We start from the raw sequence: 15,601 nt of genomic DNA on the forward strand, positions 1-15,601 counted from the left end.
GTCCGGACGGGGGGTTACGCCTTGACCGGCTCGGCCGGCGCGGACTCGGCGCTCTCGGTGTCGCCGGAGCGGTCCTCGTCGCGGCTGGCGAAGCAGACGACGGCGCAGAGCGCGGCCACCGCGGCCGCCACGTACCAGTTCGCGCCCGGCAGGTCGGCCGAGACCGACACGTCGAACATCACGCCGGCGAGCAGCGCGCCGGCCATGTTCCCGGCGCTGCGGAAGAAGTGCATGGCGCCCATGGCCCGGGCGAGCTGCTGCTCGGGGACCTTGCGGGAGACCCACATGTCGAAGGAGGGCACGAAGAGGATCTCGCCGAAGACGACGACGAAGCAGCCGGCGACGACGGCCCACAGCGCGGCGGGTCCGGAGCCGAAGAGGGTGAAGGCGAGGGCCATCGCGGTCAGGCCGATGCCCATGACCACGCCCGGGCGCAGGTGCTTGATCGCCAGCTTGAAGACCGGGTACTGGAGGACGAGCAGGCTGAGGCCGGTGATCCAGAACGGGGCGGAGGGCGCCCACTGCGGCACGTACTTCCCCATGTGCAGCGGGATGCCGACGACGAAGCACAGGGAGAGGAACCAGAACACGGCCGACAGCAGGAAGTAGCGGGTGGCGCCGCCGACCTCGACGGACTTGAGCCCGGCCAGGCTGAACAGCGGCGCCCGCTCGGCGCCGGCGTCCTTGCGCGGGGCGGCGGTGCCGTCGGCCTGGAAGCCGTCGCGGGGGATGAAGAGGGAGGCCGACAGGCAGAAGCCGAGGAAGAGCACGAAGACCGCGGTGAACACCACGCGCAGGTCCATGCCGAGGAGCAGACCGCCGGCGAGCGCGCCGCCGAACAGGCCGACCTGCGCGGACATCTGGAAGGTCGAGAACGCCTTGGCGCGCTCGTCCTCCGGGTACGACACGAGGATGTTCTTCAGGCCGGGGAAGGCCGTGCCTGAGCCGAAGCCGATGAACAGCGCGAGCAGGCTGTAGACGGCGACGCCGCTGGTGAAGCCCATCAGGCCGAGCGAGATCGCCTCCAGGCCGGTGCCGACGAACACCGCGCCGCGGATGCCGAGCCGGTCCGAGAAGCCCTCGTAGGAGAAGGTCGCGGCCAGCCGACCAACGTACGTCATGCACATGACCACGCCGGCCCAGAAGCCGCTGTCGCTGTCGCCGAGCGAGGCCACCAGGATGGGGAACCAGATGAAGTTCCCGATGTGGGCGAGGAAGATCCCCGCGTTGAGCCCGAAGAGGGCGCTTCTGCGCTCGCTGGTCACAGGCTTGCCTTTCCTTGCGAAGGGGCCGAGCGGAGCTCGGAGATGGTGCGGGCGAGGGCCGCCCGGTCGATCGGCACGCCGTTCACGACGGTGGCCAGGGGAAGCGCCGACAGCGGGCCGCCGGCGGCGTGGAGGTTGAACGTGGCGGCGGCCCCGGCCCGCAGCGGCGGCCCGTCGGCGCGGACGCCGCTCAGCGCGTCGAAGTGGCGGCGCCCCGTGACGGTGGCCTGTCGGCGCAGCTCCTCGGTCAGCCCCTCGTCGTCCCCGGCGAGCAGGGCGAGTTCGCCGAGGAACGAGTAGCCGTGGTAGGCGCCGAGGTTGCCGGAGTCGGTGCCGATGAGCAGCTCCCCGCGGCGCAGGGCCGCCAGGGCGTTGCGGCGCATGTCGGCGAGGGCCGCGGTACGGGTCTCCTGGCAGCCGTACTCGATGCCGAAGGGCTGCTCGACGGTGTGGACGAACTCCAGGTTGCGGGGGTCCTGGGTGTCGAGGAAGCCCTCCCGGCCGTACTCGGCGAGGAACTCCTCCCGCGTCATGACCATCGACCGGAGTCCGGCGAGCGTGGAGACGAACCGGGCGCCGTCCAGCCGCTTCCAGTCGGCGTCGTCGAGGGTCCGGTCGCGGACGGTGTGGGCGAAGAGCCGGAAGCCGCACTCGTACGCGAAGAGCGTCTCCTCCAGGGTGTTGCAGTCGACGACCGCGGTCACCCCGCGCTCGGCGGCGATCCGGGCGGTGAAGCGCAGCACCCGCTCGGAGAGCCGGGAGAAGCGGACCGGGCTGCCCGGCTGCTCCGTGCCGTCGGTGAACATGACCTTCAGGAAGGTGCCGCCGCGTTCGGCGTTGGAGCGGAGCGCGTGCTCCAGGTCGGCCTCGACGGCGAGCATGTGGACCGGGGCGGGGAACTCCACTCCGTGTCCGGTGCGCCCGGCCGCGTCGGTCATCGCGGTCACCGCGTACCCGCAGTGGACGACCTCGGGGTACGGCCACGGGGACGCCTCGCGGCCGGCCCGCCAGGCGTCGTCCACCAGCGGGAAGCCGAACATGTCCACGACGTGGGTGACCCCGTGGTACAGGTACTGGAGGGCGACGATCCGCGGGTCGTCGACCGAGTCGTCCCAGTTGGCGGGGAGCGAGACGTGGGCGTGGGTCTCGGTGTAGCCGGGCCACAGCTCGGGCTCCGAGCCGGTGCGGCGGCCCGCCGGGGTGAAGGCGGTGAACACGCCGTCCTCGGCCGTCACGTCGAACAGCGCCTCGTCGTCGAGGACGGGGATCGCGACCCCCCGCACGGTGAGGGTCCCCGCCTCCTGCCGGATCGGAGCGGTGGTCACCGGGCGACCTCGACGCCCATGCGGAGCTCGATCCGGCCCAGGGCCTCCTCGCAGCGCTCGTTGACCTGCGCGCGGCCCTCGCCGGTGAAGATGAGGTGGCCGATCCAGTCGAAGTTGCTCTTGGCGAGCCGGTCGACCGCGGTGCCGGGCTTCTTGTACGCCTGGGCGCTGTGGAAGCCGGGCAGGTCGGCGAGGCCGTCGAAGCCGATGGACTCGACGGTGCCGGCGACCGGGGCGCCGAACCAGTGGCCGCCGGCCGTGGTGCCGCCGGGGAAGGGCAGCTCGGGGCGCTCGCCGAGGGCCTGCCGGATGACCTCCAGGTAGGCGTCCACGCCGGAGGAGATCTTCATCAGGGTCGGCACGATGCCGCCGATGAGCCGTCCGTTGACCTCGCAGAGCACCGGGCCGTCCGCGCCGAGGAGGAACTCGGTGTGGATGAAGCCGAAGTCGACGCCCAGCTCGTTCAGGACCTTCGTGGTCATGGCGAACAGCTCGTCCTGGAGCGGGTGGCCCTCGAAGTAGGTGGCGCCCATCTCGATGAAGTGCGGGAAGCCGCTGAGCGGGCGGTCGGTGAGGCCCAGGTTGACGACCTCGCCGCCGGCCAGCACGCAGGACTCGACGGAGATCAGCTCGCCCTCGACGAACTCCTCGATGAGGATGTCGGGGATGCGGACGACGCCGCGCCCGTAGTCGGTGACCCGCTCCAGCTCGGCGAGGTAGTCGCGCAGGTCCTGCTCGTCCTTGAGGTGGAGGACGTGGAGGCTGGCGGTGCCGTCGGACGGCTTGACCACGCAGGGGAAGCCGACCTCGCGGACGGCGGCCTCGACCTCGGCCGGGTCGTCGACGTGCGCGAAGCGGGGCTGGCGGACGCCGGTGCCGTCCAGGGTGAGGCGGGTGCGGTGCTTGTGCCGGGCGTTGAGGGCGCCGTCGACGCTCATGCCGGGAAGGCCGAGGGAGCGGGCGACGGTGGCCGTGTGCACGGTGTGGTACTCGCTGTAGGTGGTCACGCCGTGCACCGGGTTGGCCGCGTGGATCTCCTTCGCGAGCCGCTCCAGCTCGTCGATGGAGAACGCCTGGGCGCTCTTGACGACCTGGCAGCGGGGGTGGGCGAAGGCGTCCTTCGCGAGCGGCGAGGCGGCCAGGTAGAAGTCGGGGTCGGCGGAGACGAGCGTGACGTCGTGGCCCAGCTCCAGGGCGTTGGCGATGCCCTGGATGCCGTTCGGGTTGCACTCGATCATCAGGACGTGCATGGCGGAACTCCTTGCGGACGTGGGGTGGGTGGGCGGCGGCGTGCGCGGGGTTTCAGGGGGTGGCGGCGGCGAGGACGGCGTCGGTGGTGAGGCCGAGCCGGGCGAGGACCTCGTGGTGGTCGCCGCCCTCGTACGGCCAGTCGTGGCCGGCGTTGACGCCGACGACCTCGCTGCCGGGCAGCAGCAGGGCCAGCGCCTCGGCGGCGCCGCCCTCGGCGCGGTGCTCCTCGACGACCACGAACCGGCGGTGGCGACCGGCCAGTTCGGCGGCGGAGCGGGCGAGCCGCGCGTGGTCGAGATGGACCAGGTGGGCGTGGGCGAGCTCGGGGCGCCGCTCCCGGGCGGCCAGCGCCAGGCGGGTGCCCTCCTCGCCGACGGAGACCAGGCAGGGCGTGTCGGCGTCGCCCCGGGCGTCCCACACGACGGGCGGGACGCCGTCCGCGCCGCTTCCCGGGAGGGAGGTGTACGCGGCGTTGCGGCCGGTGCGGATGTAGGTGGGCGTGCCGCTGAGGGCCGCCTCGCGGACGACCGCGCGGGTCTCGGCCTCGCCGTACGGGGCGGCGACGGCGACGCCCGGGATGCTGCGCAGGACCGCCAGGTCCTCCAGGCAGTGGTGGGTGGTGCCGAACCAGGCGCCGGACACCCCGGCGTACGGGGCGACGACGGTGACGCCGGCCTTCAGGTAGCCCAGCGTCAGCTTGAGGCTCTCGGCGGCGCGCAGCGCGGCGAAGGGCGCGAAGGTGGACACGAAGGGGCGGTAGCCGGCGGCGGCCAGCCCGGTCGCCATGTCGATCATGGCGCCCTCGGCGATGCCGAGGTTGAAGAAGCGGTCCGGGTGGGCCAGTTGGAAGGGGTGCTTCTTGCCGCCGAGGTCGGCTTCGAGGCAGACGATACGGGGGTCGAGGGCGGCGAGCTCGGTGAGTTCGGCGCGGTAGGCGTCCCGTCCGCTGAGCACGGCCGCCGGGGGCGTGAGGGTCGTCGGGGTCATCGGATGGCTCGCTTCCACTGCGCGGCGCGGGCCGCGTCGATCGTCACGTAGTGCGAGGCGGCCTTGCCCTCGACGGCGCGGACGCCCTTGCCCTTGACGGTGTCGGCGAGGACGGCGAGCGGCCGGTCGGCGCCGGCGCGGTCGGCGGCGAACACCTCGGTCAGGGCGGCGAGGTCGTGCCCGTCGACGGTGACCGTGTCGAAGCCGAAGGCGTCGAAGCGCTCGGCCAGCCGGGGCAGCGGGGAGATGTCCGCGACGAGCCCGTCGTTCTGGCCGCCGTTGCGGTCCACGACGAGGACGAAGTTGCCGAGCCGCTGGGCGGCGGCCACCTGGACGGTCTCCCAGACCAGGCCCTCCTGGAGTTCGCCGTCGCCGGCGACCGCGATCCCGAGGCCGCCCTCGCGGCCGAGCCTGCGGGCCATGGCCCAGCCGGCCGCGTACGGCACGCCGTGGCCGAGGCTGCCGGTGGGGAAGCGCACGCCGGGGACCTTCGGCCCGGGGTGCCCGGTGTAGGGGTGCCCGGCGAGCCCGTACAGCGGGGCCGGGTTCTCCGGGAGGACGCCGCTGACGTGCAGGGCGGCGTACAGTCCGGCGGCGGCGTGGCCCTTGCTGAGCACCACCTCGGTGCCGTCGCCGCGCGCGGCGCGGTGCAGGGCGGCGATCAGGATGTCCAGGACGGAGAGGCTGCCGCCGAGGTGGCAGCCGCGCGGGCCGGCGGCCATGTCGACGACGAGCCGCCGGGCCTCCCTGGCCCGCTCGGCGAGCAGGGCGAGGGTCGCGTCCCCGGCGTCCGTGCGCACCGGCGCCGGGGCGTCGTGCACGGCGGTCATCGGGCGTTCCCCTCGCCGAGGGCGAACCAGCGGTTCACGGCGTCCGCGAGGACCGAGCGGGCGGTGCGGTACTCCATGCTGCCGATCCGCTCCTCGTCGGTGTGGTCGAGGGCCGAGTCGCCCGGCCCGTACGCCACCATGGGGACGTCCTTCCAGGTCGTGGCCAGGGTGTTCATGTCGGAGGTGCCCTTCTTCACCACGAACCGGGGCCGGATGCCGGCCTGGCCGAAGGCGCGGGTGAACACCTTGACGAGCGGGGTCGCCCGGCCGCCCGCGTGGCCGGGGGTGGCCCGCAGGATCTCGGCCTCCACGCCGTCCCGGCCCGCGGCGGCGCCGAGGGCGGCGGCGCGCAGCAGCTCCAGGTCGGCCGAGGGCGGGATCCGGAAGTTGAGGATCCCGACGGCCCGGTGCCGGGCGCGGCCGGTCTCGCAGTGGATGTCGATGACGGCGCTGAGCGCCTCGGACGCCTCCTTGAGCACCGCCGCGCGGATGTCGTCGAGGACGTCCGTGAGCAGGTCGGGCGCGGAGACGGCGTCCAGGCCGGCCGAGTGGCCGCTGGGCACCGACGCGGTGACGCGGAGCTTGAAGAGGCCGAAGTAGCCGAGCGTCAGGGTCTCGGAGCCGCTGGGCTCGCCGATGACGACCGCGTCCGCGGGGTAGTGGTCGCGGGCGTGGAAGGCGCCCTTGGAGGAGGACACCTCCTCCTCGACGGCGCCGACGACGCGCAGCTGGCCGTCCTCGGGGATGTCCGCGTGGGCGAGGACCTCCAGGAAGTTGGCGAGGCTGCCCTTGGCGTCCACGCTGCCCCGGCCCCACAGCTCCTCGCCGCGCCATTCGGCGGGCCAGCGGTGCGGCACCGTGTCGAGGTGGCCGAGGAGCAGCATCCGGCGGGGGCCGTGGCCACGGGTGGCGACGAGGTTGCCGGCGGCGTCGACCTCCGCGTCGATGCCGCGCTCGCGGCACCAGTCGGCCAGGTAGGCGGCAAGTTCGGCCTCGTCGCCGGAGACCGAGGGCACCGAGACGACCTTGGTGAGCAGTCCGAGGTCGGCGCCCGGCTCGCGGGTGCGCCAGAAGCGGGTCCACTTCTCCGGTTCGGCCATGGTGTGCGGGCCGGTGATGGCGACGTCGGCGCTGCCGGCGAGGGCCATCTCGGCGGCCCGGACCTTCTGCCGCATCCTGCCGCCGGCGTACCGCGCGCCGTCGCCCGGGTAGGCGTTGGGCAGGGTGGAGGCGGGGTCCGCGGGGTCGGTGAGGAGGCCGGCGGTGCCGGTGACCAGGCGCAGGTGGTCGGCGTCGAGGGCGTTGCTGAGCGCGGCGGCGAGGACGTCGGCGTCCACGTTCAGCGGGGCGCCGCCGGCTTCGTCGTGCACCGGCGGGGAGACGCAGACCACGTCGTACGCGTCGAGCAGCGCGGCCAGCCGGACGGTGTCGACGTCCGAGGGGACGCCGGCCCGGTGGTCGCGGACGATCACCGGACGGCCGTCGTCGTTGACCGCCTTCAGCGGCCGGTTGGCGCGGCCGCTGACGAGCCGGTTGCGCGCCGCGACCGAGGTGAAGACCCGCAGGCCGTGCGCGGCCAGGCCCTGCTCGACGGCGGGCAGGGTGACCTGCTCGTACGCGTCGACCAGGTGGCGCATCTCCTCCGGCGGGCAGTAGCGGACCGCGTCGCCGTTGGCGAGGCGGAGCTGGGGCATCGGGCGGCCGGCGGACCGGTAGTGCCGCTCGATGCCGGTGGCTCCGCCGGCCACCAGGAGGACCCGGGCGCCGCGGGCCACCAGGAGCGCGAGCTCCCGGTGGATGGTGCCGAGGTCGAGGGTGGCGCTGCCCGCCTTGATCACGTACAGGGGCTTCGTCACGGGGACACCGCCGTGGTGGGCAGGCCCGCGGTCTCGTCGAAGCCGCAGATCAGGTTCATGGCCTGGATGGCCTGGCCGGCGGCGCCCTTGACGAGGTTGTCGAGCGCGGCGACGGCGACGCACTGCCCGTCGCGGACGGCGATGGCGACCTCGGCGACGTTGGAGCCGACGACGGCCTTCAGCATCGGGAAGTCCTGCGGCGCCTTCGGCGCGGTCCGCACCCGCACGAACGGCTTGCCGACGTACGCCTTGGCGTAGGCCCGCTTGACGTCGAGCGGCGACACCCCGGGGAGCAGGTCGGTGTAGGCGGTGACCATGATGCCGCGCGCCACGTCGAGGCTGTGGGTGGAGAACCGCAGGTCCATGGTGGCGCCGGTGAATTCGGCGATGGCCTGGCTGATCTCCGGCGCGTGCCGGTGGCCGTACAGCTTGTGGACCCGGAAGTTGCCGCTGCGCTCGGCCGGCGGCTCGCCGCTGCCGCGCCCGCCGCCGGTGGAGCCGGTCTTGGCGTCGACGACCACCCGGTGGTCGACGAGGGAGGCGGCGAAGAGCGGGTAGAGGGCGTAGATGGTGGTGACGGCCATGCAGCCGGGCAGGCTGATGAACCGGCTCTCCGGGACGGCGGAGCTCAACTCCGGTACGTAGTAGGCGAAGTCCTCGAACGGCGGGTTCTTCGCGGTCTTCGGGTAGTACGACTCGATCTCGGCCTGGTCGCGCAGCCGGAAGTCGCCGCCGAGGTTGAGGACCCGCTTGGCGCGCTCCGCGATGAGCGGCAGTCGTTCGGGCAGCGCTCCGGTGGGGAGGCAGCCGAACGCGATGTCCACCTCCTCCAGTTCGGCCAGCGGCCGGAACCTGAGGCCGGCCGCGGCCGGGTGGTTGCGCAGCCAGGGGTGGACGGAGCCGAGGGTGGCGCCCGCGTTGCGCTCGGCGGAGAGGAAGGCGAGTTCGACGCCGGGGTGCTCCAGGAGCAGCCGGATGACCTCGCCGCCGGTGTAGCCGCTGGCGCCGATGACGGCGACGCGTACCTTCTGGTCGTGGTCAGCCAAGGCGGGCCGCCTTCTCGTACGGACGGCGGTAGTCGCCGGCCTCGACGAGCTTGCGGATGGCGTCGGGGCGCCGGGCCACCTTGCGGAAGGCGTCGGCGTACCGCAGGGCGCGCTCGTACTCGACGGGGGAGCGCAGCTCGCGGCAGAGCACCAGGGTGCTGTCGAGCATGCCGAGCGTCACCGGGAAGTCCTCGGGGCGGTGGTCGCGCACGGCGCCGGGGTTGAGGGTGAACGGGTAGCCGTTGCCGAAGCCGTCGCGGTGCTTGAACGGCAGGTGGCAGGGGATGGGGGTGTTCTGCCACTCGCGGGCGGGCACGCCCTCGGCGACGAGCAGTTCGTGCACGGCCTCCTTGACGGCGTGCACGGGCAGGTCGTCGAGGCCGACGGCCTCCGGGTGCAGGGTGACCCGGTACATGTTGTACGCGTGGGTGTGGCCGGCCGGGACGTGCGGCGGGGTGAACAGGCCGGTGCCGTCCAGGGCTTCGCCGAGGAGGGCGGCGTTGCGGGCGCGGATCTCGTCGTAGTACGGGAGCCGCTTGAGCTGGCTGCTGCCGAAGGCGGCGGCGACCCACGACATGCCGTAGTCGATGCCGTGCCGCTCCAGGTAGGCGGCGGCGCGGTCGTACGCCTCCCGGGTGGCGAAGAAGGCGATGCCGCCCTCGCCGCCGAGCGGGAAGTTCTTGTCGGCCATCAGGCTCTGGCCGGCGGCGTCGCCGAAGGAGCCGGCGACCTGGTCGCCGATCTTCGCCGAGTGGGCGTGCGAGGCGTCCTCGACGAGGGCGATGCCGTGCCGGTCCGCGAGCGCCCGCAGGGCGGGCACGTCGGCCGGGAGGCCGTGGACGTGGACGGGCATCAGGGCGCGGGTGCGGTCGGTGATCGCCGCGGCGGCGGCCTGCGGGTCCATGCAGTACGTGACCGGGTCGATGTCCACGAAGACGGGGACGGCGTGCGCGGCGACGACGGCCTGGGCGGTGGCGATGAAGGTGAACGCCGGGACGATGACCTCGTCGCCGGGCCGCACACCGGCGCCGACGAGCGCCATGTGGAGGCTGGAGGTGCCGCTCGCGGTCGGCAGGGCGTACTGCGCGCCGACGTAGTCGCGGTACGCCTCGGCGAAGTCGGCGACGACCTTCTCCGGGGCCTGGCGCTGGGCCAGCATCAGGTTGAAGACGTCTTCCTTGGTGATGACCGGGAAGAGCGTGCGGCGCAGGGCCTTGGGGATCAGGGCGTCGCCGCCCAGCGCGGCGAGCTCGGTGTCGAGCTCGGCCTCGGACGGCAGGGGCAGCGGCGCTGCCGGGAAGTCAGTGATCACGAGTGTGCTCCGAGAGTGGCGGCCGGCCGGACCGCGTGGGTGAGGGCCATGCGGGCGCAGGCGGCCACCAGCGGGCTGAGCCGGTAGTTGAACTGGACGCCGGGCACCAGGTCCGCGTCGGCCTCCTCCTGGGTCCACATGGTCCGCAGGTCGTAGGCGCCGAAGATCTTCAGGCGCTCGGCGCGCGCCCAGACGTCGGCGGAGTCGGTGAGGACGGCGGCGGCGGGGCCGAAGCCGAGGCCGGTGAGGTCCACCACCAGGACGGGGGCGGTGGCCTCGGCGGCGAACTCGGGCAGCCGGTCGGCGTTCTCCGGGGTGAGCTCCACGTAGTCGTACGCGGCGGGCCTGCCCGGTTCGGTGCGGTCGGCGGGCTCGGTGGGCTCGGTGGTGAGGCCGAGCCAGGCGAGGAACGCGAGGGACTCGCGGTCGGTGTGGGGCACGGTCACGGTGTCGCCGTGGCCGAGGCCCTGGCCGGCGAGGGCGCCGTGCAGGGCGCCGGTCCGGCTGTTGAAGAGGGCCGCCCTGGCGCGGCCGGTGCGCTTGGTGAGCAGCCGCTCCAGGCCGGGCAGCTCCCGGTCGCTCTTCTCGATGCTCATGACGACGCCCGAGGTGAGGACGCGGGTGAGCACGGTCGCGGTGTCGAACAGTTCCATGGTCTTCTCCGGTGTCTCCGTCTCACGTGACGGGGCGCCGCGGGCAGGACGGGGCGTCCGGCCCGCGGCGGTGCGGCGCGTTTACGCGGCGGTCGGCGTGACGGCGGTGCGCCCGAGCAACTCGGTGACGTGGCGGGCGAGATGACCGGCCACGTTGACGCCGTGCTGGGCGGAGGAGCGGGCGAATTCGGGGTTGGCGTTGACTTCGAGGACCAGCAGTTCGCCGGTGGTCCGGTCCTCGACGAGGTCGACCCCGTAGAAGCCGTCGCCGAGGGCGTCGACGACCTGGCCGCAGAGCTTCTCGATCTCCGGCGTGATCTCGGTGCGGCGGACCTCCGCGCCGAGGTGGGTGTTGGTGCGGAAGTCGGGCGAGACCCGCTGGATCGCGACGACCGGGGTGCGGCCGACGACGACGACGCGCAGGTCGTGGCCGGGCTTGTCGATGTACTGCTGGACGACGACCGGGAAGAGCTTGCCGGCGGCGTCCGTGGACTCGCGGCCGCCGACCCAGGCGTCGACGCACTCGGGGTTGACCATCCGGGTGACGCCCCGGCCCCAGGAGCCGCTGACGGGCTTGACGACGGTCGGCAGCCCCATCCGGGCGACCGTCTCACGGACCTGGTCGTAGCTGAAGGCGTGGAGGGTGTGCGGGTGCGGGATCCCGTGCCGGGCGAAGGCGAGGGCCTGGAGGCCCTTGTCGTTGCAGGTCTCGATGGTGGCGGCGCGGTTGAGGGTGGTGATGCCGCTGTGTTCGAGCCGGCGGGAGACGCTGACGGCGTCCTGGTGGGAGAGGTTCCTGATGAGGGCGAGGCCGGGCGGGCGCGTGCCGCCCGCCACCACCCCCGCGAGGTCTTCCCGGAGCAGCGGAGCCGCCTTCAGTCCCTCGGCCCGCAGGGCCTGGAGAAGGAGCTTCTCGTCCGGCCGCAGCATGGTGGCCGAGACGAGGACCTCTGCGTCCTGGGTCACTCGCCCCAGTCCTCCTCGACCTCCGGCGCGAGGTCCAGGCGGACGAGGTCACCGGTCTTCTCCAGGACCTCGTGCTCCTGCCCGCAGGCGGTGCATTCGGTGATCTCGCCCTTTTCCCAGTCGGCCTGCACCTCGAATTCTGTGTCACATACGAGGCACTTGGGCGCCGCAATGGCGGTGGTCATAATGGAGACTCCTTACGAAAATAGGCATGGCGGTGCCGTCGGCGGATTACCGATCGGTGATTTTTCCGCCGGGATTCCGGCGGAGGGTGACGTCGGCCCGTACGGATGTCGTGGCGGACGGGGCGGGTGGTCAGCCCCAGCCGTGGTCATCCTGGCCGCCGGCCACGCTGACCACGGTCTCCGTGGTCGTCGCGGTGGCGAGAGCGCTGTTCTCCGCGTCCCCCTGAGCGAGAGAGAGGCCGGTCGTCGCGGCGACGGCGAAAGCGGCGACGGCGAAAGCCTTCATGGCGTTCAGGAAAACATTGGTCTTCATTTCCGGTTCCCCCCGGTGCTTCGGACGACCAGCGGCTGCTGGTTTCTTCATGAAGAGCATGCCCTGAGGCGGAGCTTGCGTGAAGCGATCACAGGCTTCAGGATCAGGCGTTGCAGGAACATGAGGGGGGAGAAGCGATGTGCTCCATACCTGGCAATCCAGACAGATCGTTTGACGGATCTCCGACCAGTCCGTCCTTTCACACCGGCGTCTGCGCCGACGGCCTCGCCTACTACGAGGCGGCGCTCACGACCGGCTCCGTCCAGGGGGAGGCGCCGTCGTGCCTGGGTGCGCTGGGGCTGCTGGCGCCCGCGCCGGACGCCCCGGACACGCTCGTCCCCGTTCCCCCCGACGTCGCCGCCGCGGCCCTGGCCCATCCCGTGGAGCGGGCCATCATGGAGCAGCAGCAGGCCCTGAACGCCATGCGGACCACGATGTCCCAGGTGGAGAGCGTCTACCGCAGCACCCGCCGGGAGACCTCCGTCTCCGTCCAGCGGCTGCACGGGCCCGCGGTCATCAGCGCCGCCCTGGAGGAGGCCGCGCAGTCCTGCACGACCGAGTCCCTGACCGCCCACCCCGGCGGCGGACGCCCCGCGGAGATCCTGGCCGAGGCGCTCCCCCGCGCCCTGGAGGCGCGCGACCGGGGCGTCGCCCAGCGCACGCTGTACCAGCACACGGTGCGCGCCCACGGCCCCACGCTCGACTACATCCGGCGCGTCACCGAGGTCGGCGTCGAGGTGCGCACCATCGACGAGGTCTTCGAGCGGCTGATCATCTACGACCGGTCCGTGGCCTTCATCCCCGACAACCAGGGCGCCCGCCACATGTCCGCCGTCATGATCCGGGACCCCGGGATCGTGCACTATCTGGCGTCGGTTTTAGAACACGCGTGGGGGCGCGCCGAGCCGGTCACCTACCGCTCGGACCACCAGCGCCCGGAGCTCCTCACGGAGGCGACCCGGCTGAACGTGCTGCGGCTCATGGTCGACGGCTACACGGACGCGGCCATCGCCAGCCGCCTGGGCATGAGTTCCCGCACGGTCGCCGCGCACATGAAGAAGGCGTCGGACCTGCTCGGCAGCAACAGCCGCGCCCAGCTCGCCTACCTGATCGCCCAGGCGGGCATCCTGGACCAGCCGCCGGCCGGGGGCCGGGCGGCGGACGGGGCGTGACGGGCGTCACCCTCCCGGCGGGCGTCCGGCTGTCACGTACGGGGGTCCCGGCCAACCTTTCCTTGTGACGACACCAGGAGGTTGACCATGAGGATCCTGCTCGCCGGCGCGACCGGCGCCATCGGCCGCCCGCTGACCCGGGCCCTGGCCAGGGACGGGCACGAGGTGCTGGCCCTGGCCCGTTCCGAGGGTTCGGCACGGACCGTGCGGGCGCTGGGCGGGACGCCCGTCCGCGCGGACGCGCTCGACCGGGAGGGCCTGCTGCGGGCCCTGGACGGGCTCTCCGCCGACGCGGTCGTCCACCAGCTGACCGCGCTCAGCTCGCCGAAGCTGAAGCTCACCGCGGACGATCCGAGCAATGTGCTGCGGGAGCGCGGCACGGCGCACCTCCTGGAGGCGGCGGGCGTGCTCGGCGCGGGCCGCTTCGTCACCCAGTCGCTGGTCCTCGGGTACGGCTACCACGACCACGGCACGCGGCCGGTCACCGAGGAGGACCCGTTCGGCGTCCGGAACGGCACGGTCGCCGACCATGTGATCACCGGCCTCGTCGAGGCGGAGGGCCGGCTGTTCGCCGCGGACCACGTGGCCGGCACGGCGCTGCGGTACGGCGTCTTCTACGGCCCGGGCACCTGGTTCGACCCGACGCCCGGCAGCCGCCCGTTCCCCGTGCCGACGGGCGGCGGCGGCACGATGTCGTGGGTGCACGTCGAGGACGCGGCCGAGGCGACGGTCGCCGCGCTGGAGCGGGGCGGCGCGGGCGAGGCGTACAACATCGTCGACGACCTCCCGTCCACCTGGGGCGAGCTGGCCGCCGCCCGCGGCTCCCGGCTGCGGGTCCCCGGCCGGCTGCTCCGCCTGGCCGTCCCCTACCTCGGCAGCCTGATGGTCGACACCCGGCTGCGCGTCTCGCACGCGAAGGCCACCCGCGAGCTGGGCTGGACGCCCCGGTACGCGGACCACCGGGAGGGGATGCGGGCGGGCCGGCCCTCCGCGTGAGCGGTCAGGCTGTGGCCCTCTCGATCAGCGCCTGGATGCGGGCCTCGACCTCGGGGGTGAGGGTGGTGAGGGCGAAGGCGGTGGGCCACATGTCGCCGTCGTCGAGGGTCGCGGCGTCGTTGAAGCCGAGGGTGGCGTAGCGGGCCTTGAACTTGGCGGCGCTCTGGAAGAAGAAGACGACCTTGCCGTCCCGGGCGTAGGCCGGCATGCCGTACCAGGTCTTGCAGGTCAGGTCGGGGGCGACCTTCTTGACCAGGGCGTGGACGCCCTCGGCGAGGACCCGGTCCTCGTCGGGCATCTCGGCGACCTTGGCGAGGAGGTCGGCCTCGCCGTCGGCGGCCTTGCCGCGCGAGGAGCGCCCCTTGGCGGCCTTCAGCTCCTTCGCCCGCTCCTTCATCGCCTCCCGCTCGTCCTCGGTGAAGCCGTCGTAGGACTTGGTGGACTCGGTGGACCTGTCGGTCTTGGCGGCCATGCCGGTTTCCCCTCGTTCGCTGTGTCGACCGGTCTCTCCCGGTGCTGTTTCCAGGCTGGGTTCCGGGGTTTCCCGGTGCTTCTCCGAAACTGACCGGCGCGCTCAGGCGCCGGCCGCCGTGCCCGCCCTGGCGGTGCGGAGCGCGGTGACGAAGGCGTACGGGGTCAGGCCGTACGCCTGGGTGAAGGTGCGGTGCAGCGTCCCGGCGGGCAGGCCCGCCGTCCGGGCCAGGGCCGGGACGTCCAGCGGGCGGGCGTACTCGCGGTCGATGCGGTCGCGGACCCGGCGCAGCGTCCGCAGCGCCCGGAGCCGTACCGCCTCCGTGCGGGCCGCGGCCCATGCGGGCTGGCACATGTCGGTTCCCCCCCCTGGGTCTCAGCGCAGTTCCTGGATGCGGATCAGGTTGCCCGCCGGGTCGCGGAAGGCGCAGTCGCGGACGCCGTACGGCTGCTCGGTCGGCTCCTGCACGACCTCGGTGTCGCCGGCGGAGACCTTCGCGAAGACGGCGTCGAGGTCGGGGGTGGCGAGCAGGATCCAGCCGTAGGTGCCCTTGGCCATCATCTCGGCGATGGTCCGGCGCTCGTCCTCGGTGATGCCCGGGTCGACGGCCGGCGGGGCGAGCAGGATCGAGGTGCCGGGCTGTCCCGCGGGACCGACGGTGATCCAGCGCATCCTCCCCTGGCCGACGTCGCTGCGGACCTCGAAGCCGAGGACGTCGCGGAAGAAGGCCAGGGAGGCGTCCGGGTCGTCGTGCGGGAGGGCGGTGGTGTGGATGGTGATGTCCATGACGACGACGCTAGTGGCGGCGTCCCCGGTCCGCTTCTCGAATCCTGATCCTTCACGGCGCGGGGGCGCCGCCGGCCGCCGGCGGCGGGGGGGGGGGGGGGGCGGCGGCGGGGGGGGGGGGGGGCGGGGGCGGGGGGGGGGCCGCCGCCGCGCGCCGCCGGGCGCGCGGCGCCGGCGCCCCCCGCC

The 15,601-nt window shown here is 73.3% G+C and carries 17 protein-coding genes; 2 read left to right on the forward strand and 15 right to left on the reverse strand.

Annotated features, from left to right (window positions below):
• Positions 1 to 14 precede the first annotated feature (14 nt).
• The 12 genes from ACFW1I_RS05445 to ACFW1I_RS05500 form a co-directional block, all read right to left on the reverse strand.
• Complete coding sequence (locus ACFW1I_RS05445; RefSeq protein ID WP_384666277.1) at positions 15 to 1,265, reverse strand: MFS transporter; 1,251 nt, start codon at positions 1,263 to 1,265, stop codon at positions 15 to 17.
• On the reverse strand, positions 1,262 to 2,590 hold the full coding sequence (locus ACFW1I_RS05450) for a hydrolase (protein ID WP_384666279.1): 1,329 nt from the start codon (positions 2,588 to 2,590) through the stop codon (positions 1,262 to 1,264). The genes ACFW1I_RS05445 and ACFW1I_RS05450 overlap by 4 nt, the downstream gene beginning before the upstream one ends.
• The gene (locus ACFW1I_RS05455) at positions 2,587 to 3,840 is read right to left on the reverse strand and encodes an ATP-grasp domain-containing protein (RefSeq protein WP_384666281.1); all 1,254 of its coding nucleotides are present in this window, start codon (positions 3,838 to 3,840) and stop codon (positions 2,587 to 2,589) included. Before ACFW1I_RS05455 ends, ACFW1I_RS05450 begins: the two co-directional genes overlap by 4 nt.
• Before the next feature lie 52 nt (positions 3,841 to 3,892).
• Positions 3,893 to 4,828, reverse strand: a complete 936-nt coding sequence (locus ACFW1I_RS05460) for a transketolase (protein ID WP_384666283.1) — start codon at positions 4,826 to 4,828, stop codon at positions 3,893 to 3,895.
• Positions 4,825 to 5,658 carry a thiamine pyrophosphate-dependent enzyme gene (locus ACFW1I_RS05465; protein WP_384666285.1) on the reverse strand — a complete coding sequence of 278 codons (834 nt, stop codon included), beginning with the start codon at positions 5,656 to 5,658 and terminating at the stop codon, positions 4,825 to 4,827. The genes ACFW1I_RS05460 and ACFW1I_RS05465 overlap by 4 nt, the downstream gene beginning before the upstream one ends.
• Complete coding sequence (locus ACFW1I_RS05470) at positions 5,655 to 7,514, reverse strand: M20/M25/M40 family metallo-hydrolase (RefSeq protein WP_384666287.1); 1,860 nt, start codon at positions 7,512 to 7,514, stop codon at positions 5,655 to 5,657. Before ACFW1I_RS05470 ends, ACFW1I_RS05465 begins: the two co-directional genes overlap by 4 nt.
• Positions 7,511 to 8,560 (reverse strand): N-acetyl-gamma-glutamyl-phosphate reductase, encoded by a 1,050-nt coding sequence (gene argC / locus ACFW1I_RS05475; RefSeq protein WP_384666289.1) that lies wholly within the window; start codon positions 8,558 to 8,560, stop codon positions 7,511 to 7,513. The genes ACFW1I_RS05470 and argC overlap by 4 nt, the downstream gene beginning before the upstream one ends.
• Positions 8,553 to 9,872, reverse strand: coding sequence for an aminotransferase class I/II-fold pyridoxal phosphate-dependent enzyme (locus tag ACFW1I_RS05480; RefSeq protein WP_384666290.1), 1,320 nt, complete (start codon positions 9,870 to 9,872; stop codon positions 8,553 to 8,555). The genes argC and ACFW1I_RS05480 overlap by 8 nt, the downstream gene beginning before the upstream one ends.
• Positions 9,869 to 10,525, reverse strand: a complete 657-nt coding sequence (locus ACFW1I_RS05485; RefSeq protein WP_384666292.1) for a degT/DnrJ/EryC1/StrS aminotransferase — start codon at positions 10,523 to 10,525, stop codon at positions 9,869 to 9,871. Before ACFW1I_RS05485 ends, ACFW1I_RS05480 begins: the two co-directional genes overlap by 4 nt.
• 81 nt (positions 10,526 to 10,606) lie before the next feature.
• On the reverse strand, positions 10,607 to 11,491 hold the full coding sequence (locus ACFW1I_RS05490) for a RimK family alpha-L-glutamate ligase (protein WP_384666294.1): 885 nt from the start codon (positions 11,489 to 11,491) through the stop codon (positions 10,607 to 10,609).
• Entirely contained in the window at positions 11,488 to 11,676 is a 189-nt protein-coding gene (locus tag ACFW1I_RS05495) for a lysine biosynthesis protein LysW (RefSeq protein ID WP_031012706.1), read from the reverse strand. The genes ACFW1I_RS05490 and ACFW1I_RS05495 overlap by 4 nt, the downstream gene beginning before the upstream one ends.
• Before the next feature lie 130 nt (positions 11,677 to 11,806).
• A complete protein-coding gene (locus ACFW1I_RS05500) occupies positions 11,807 to 12,049 on the reverse strand; it encodes a hypothetical protein (protein ID WP_384666296.1) in 243 nt (80 codons plus the stop codon).
• Positions 12,050 to 12,126: 77 nt separating this feature from the next.
• Between ACFW1I_RS05500 and ACFW1I_RS05505 the strand changes: the two genes are divergently transcribed.
• Entirely contained in the window at positions 12,127 to 13,161 is a 1,035-nt protein-coding gene (locus ACFW1I_RS05505; protein WP_384666298.1) for a LuxR C-terminal-related transcriptional regulator, read from the forward strand.
• A gap of 87 nt (positions 13,162 to 13,248) precedes the next feature.
• A complete protein-coding gene (locus tag ACFW1I_RS05510; RefSeq protein ID WP_384666299.1) occupies positions 13,249 to 14,157 on the forward strand; it encodes an NAD-dependent epimerase/dehydratase family protein in 909 nt (302 codons plus the stop codon).
• Between the two features lie 4 nt (positions 14,158 to 14,161).
• On the opposite strand, the gene ACFW1I_RS05515 is transcribed toward ACFW1I_RS05510, so the two are convergent.
• From ACFW1I_RS05515 to ACFW1I_RS05525, 3 genes are all read right to left on the reverse strand, one after another.
• Positions 14,162 to 14,629 (reverse strand): iron chaperone, encoded by a 468-nt coding sequence (locus tag ACFW1I_RS05515; RefSeq protein ID WP_384666301.1) that lies wholly within the window; start codon positions 14,627 to 14,629, stop codon positions 14,162 to 14,164.
• A gap of 102 nt (positions 14,630 to 14,731) precedes the next feature.
• Positions 14,732 to 14,983 carry a hypothetical protein gene (locus tag ACFW1I_RS05520; RefSeq protein WP_384666302.1) on the reverse strand — a complete coding sequence of 84 codons (252 nt, stop codon included), beginning with the start codon at positions 14,981 to 14,983 and terminating at the stop codon, positions 14,732 to 14,734.
• Between the two features lie 21 nt (positions 14,984 to 15,004).
• Positions 15,005 to 15,415, reverse strand: a complete 411-nt coding sequence (locus ACFW1I_RS05525) for a VOC family protein (RefSeq protein ID WP_384666304.1) — start codon at positions 15,413 to 15,415, stop codon at positions 15,005 to 15,007.
• Positions 15,416 to 15,601: the final 186 nt, after the last annotated feature.

Source organism: Streptomyces sp. NPDC058955, from assembly GCF_042741435.1.
GTDB lineage: Bacteria > Actinomycetota > Actinomycetes > Streptomycetales > Streptomycetaceae > Streptomyces.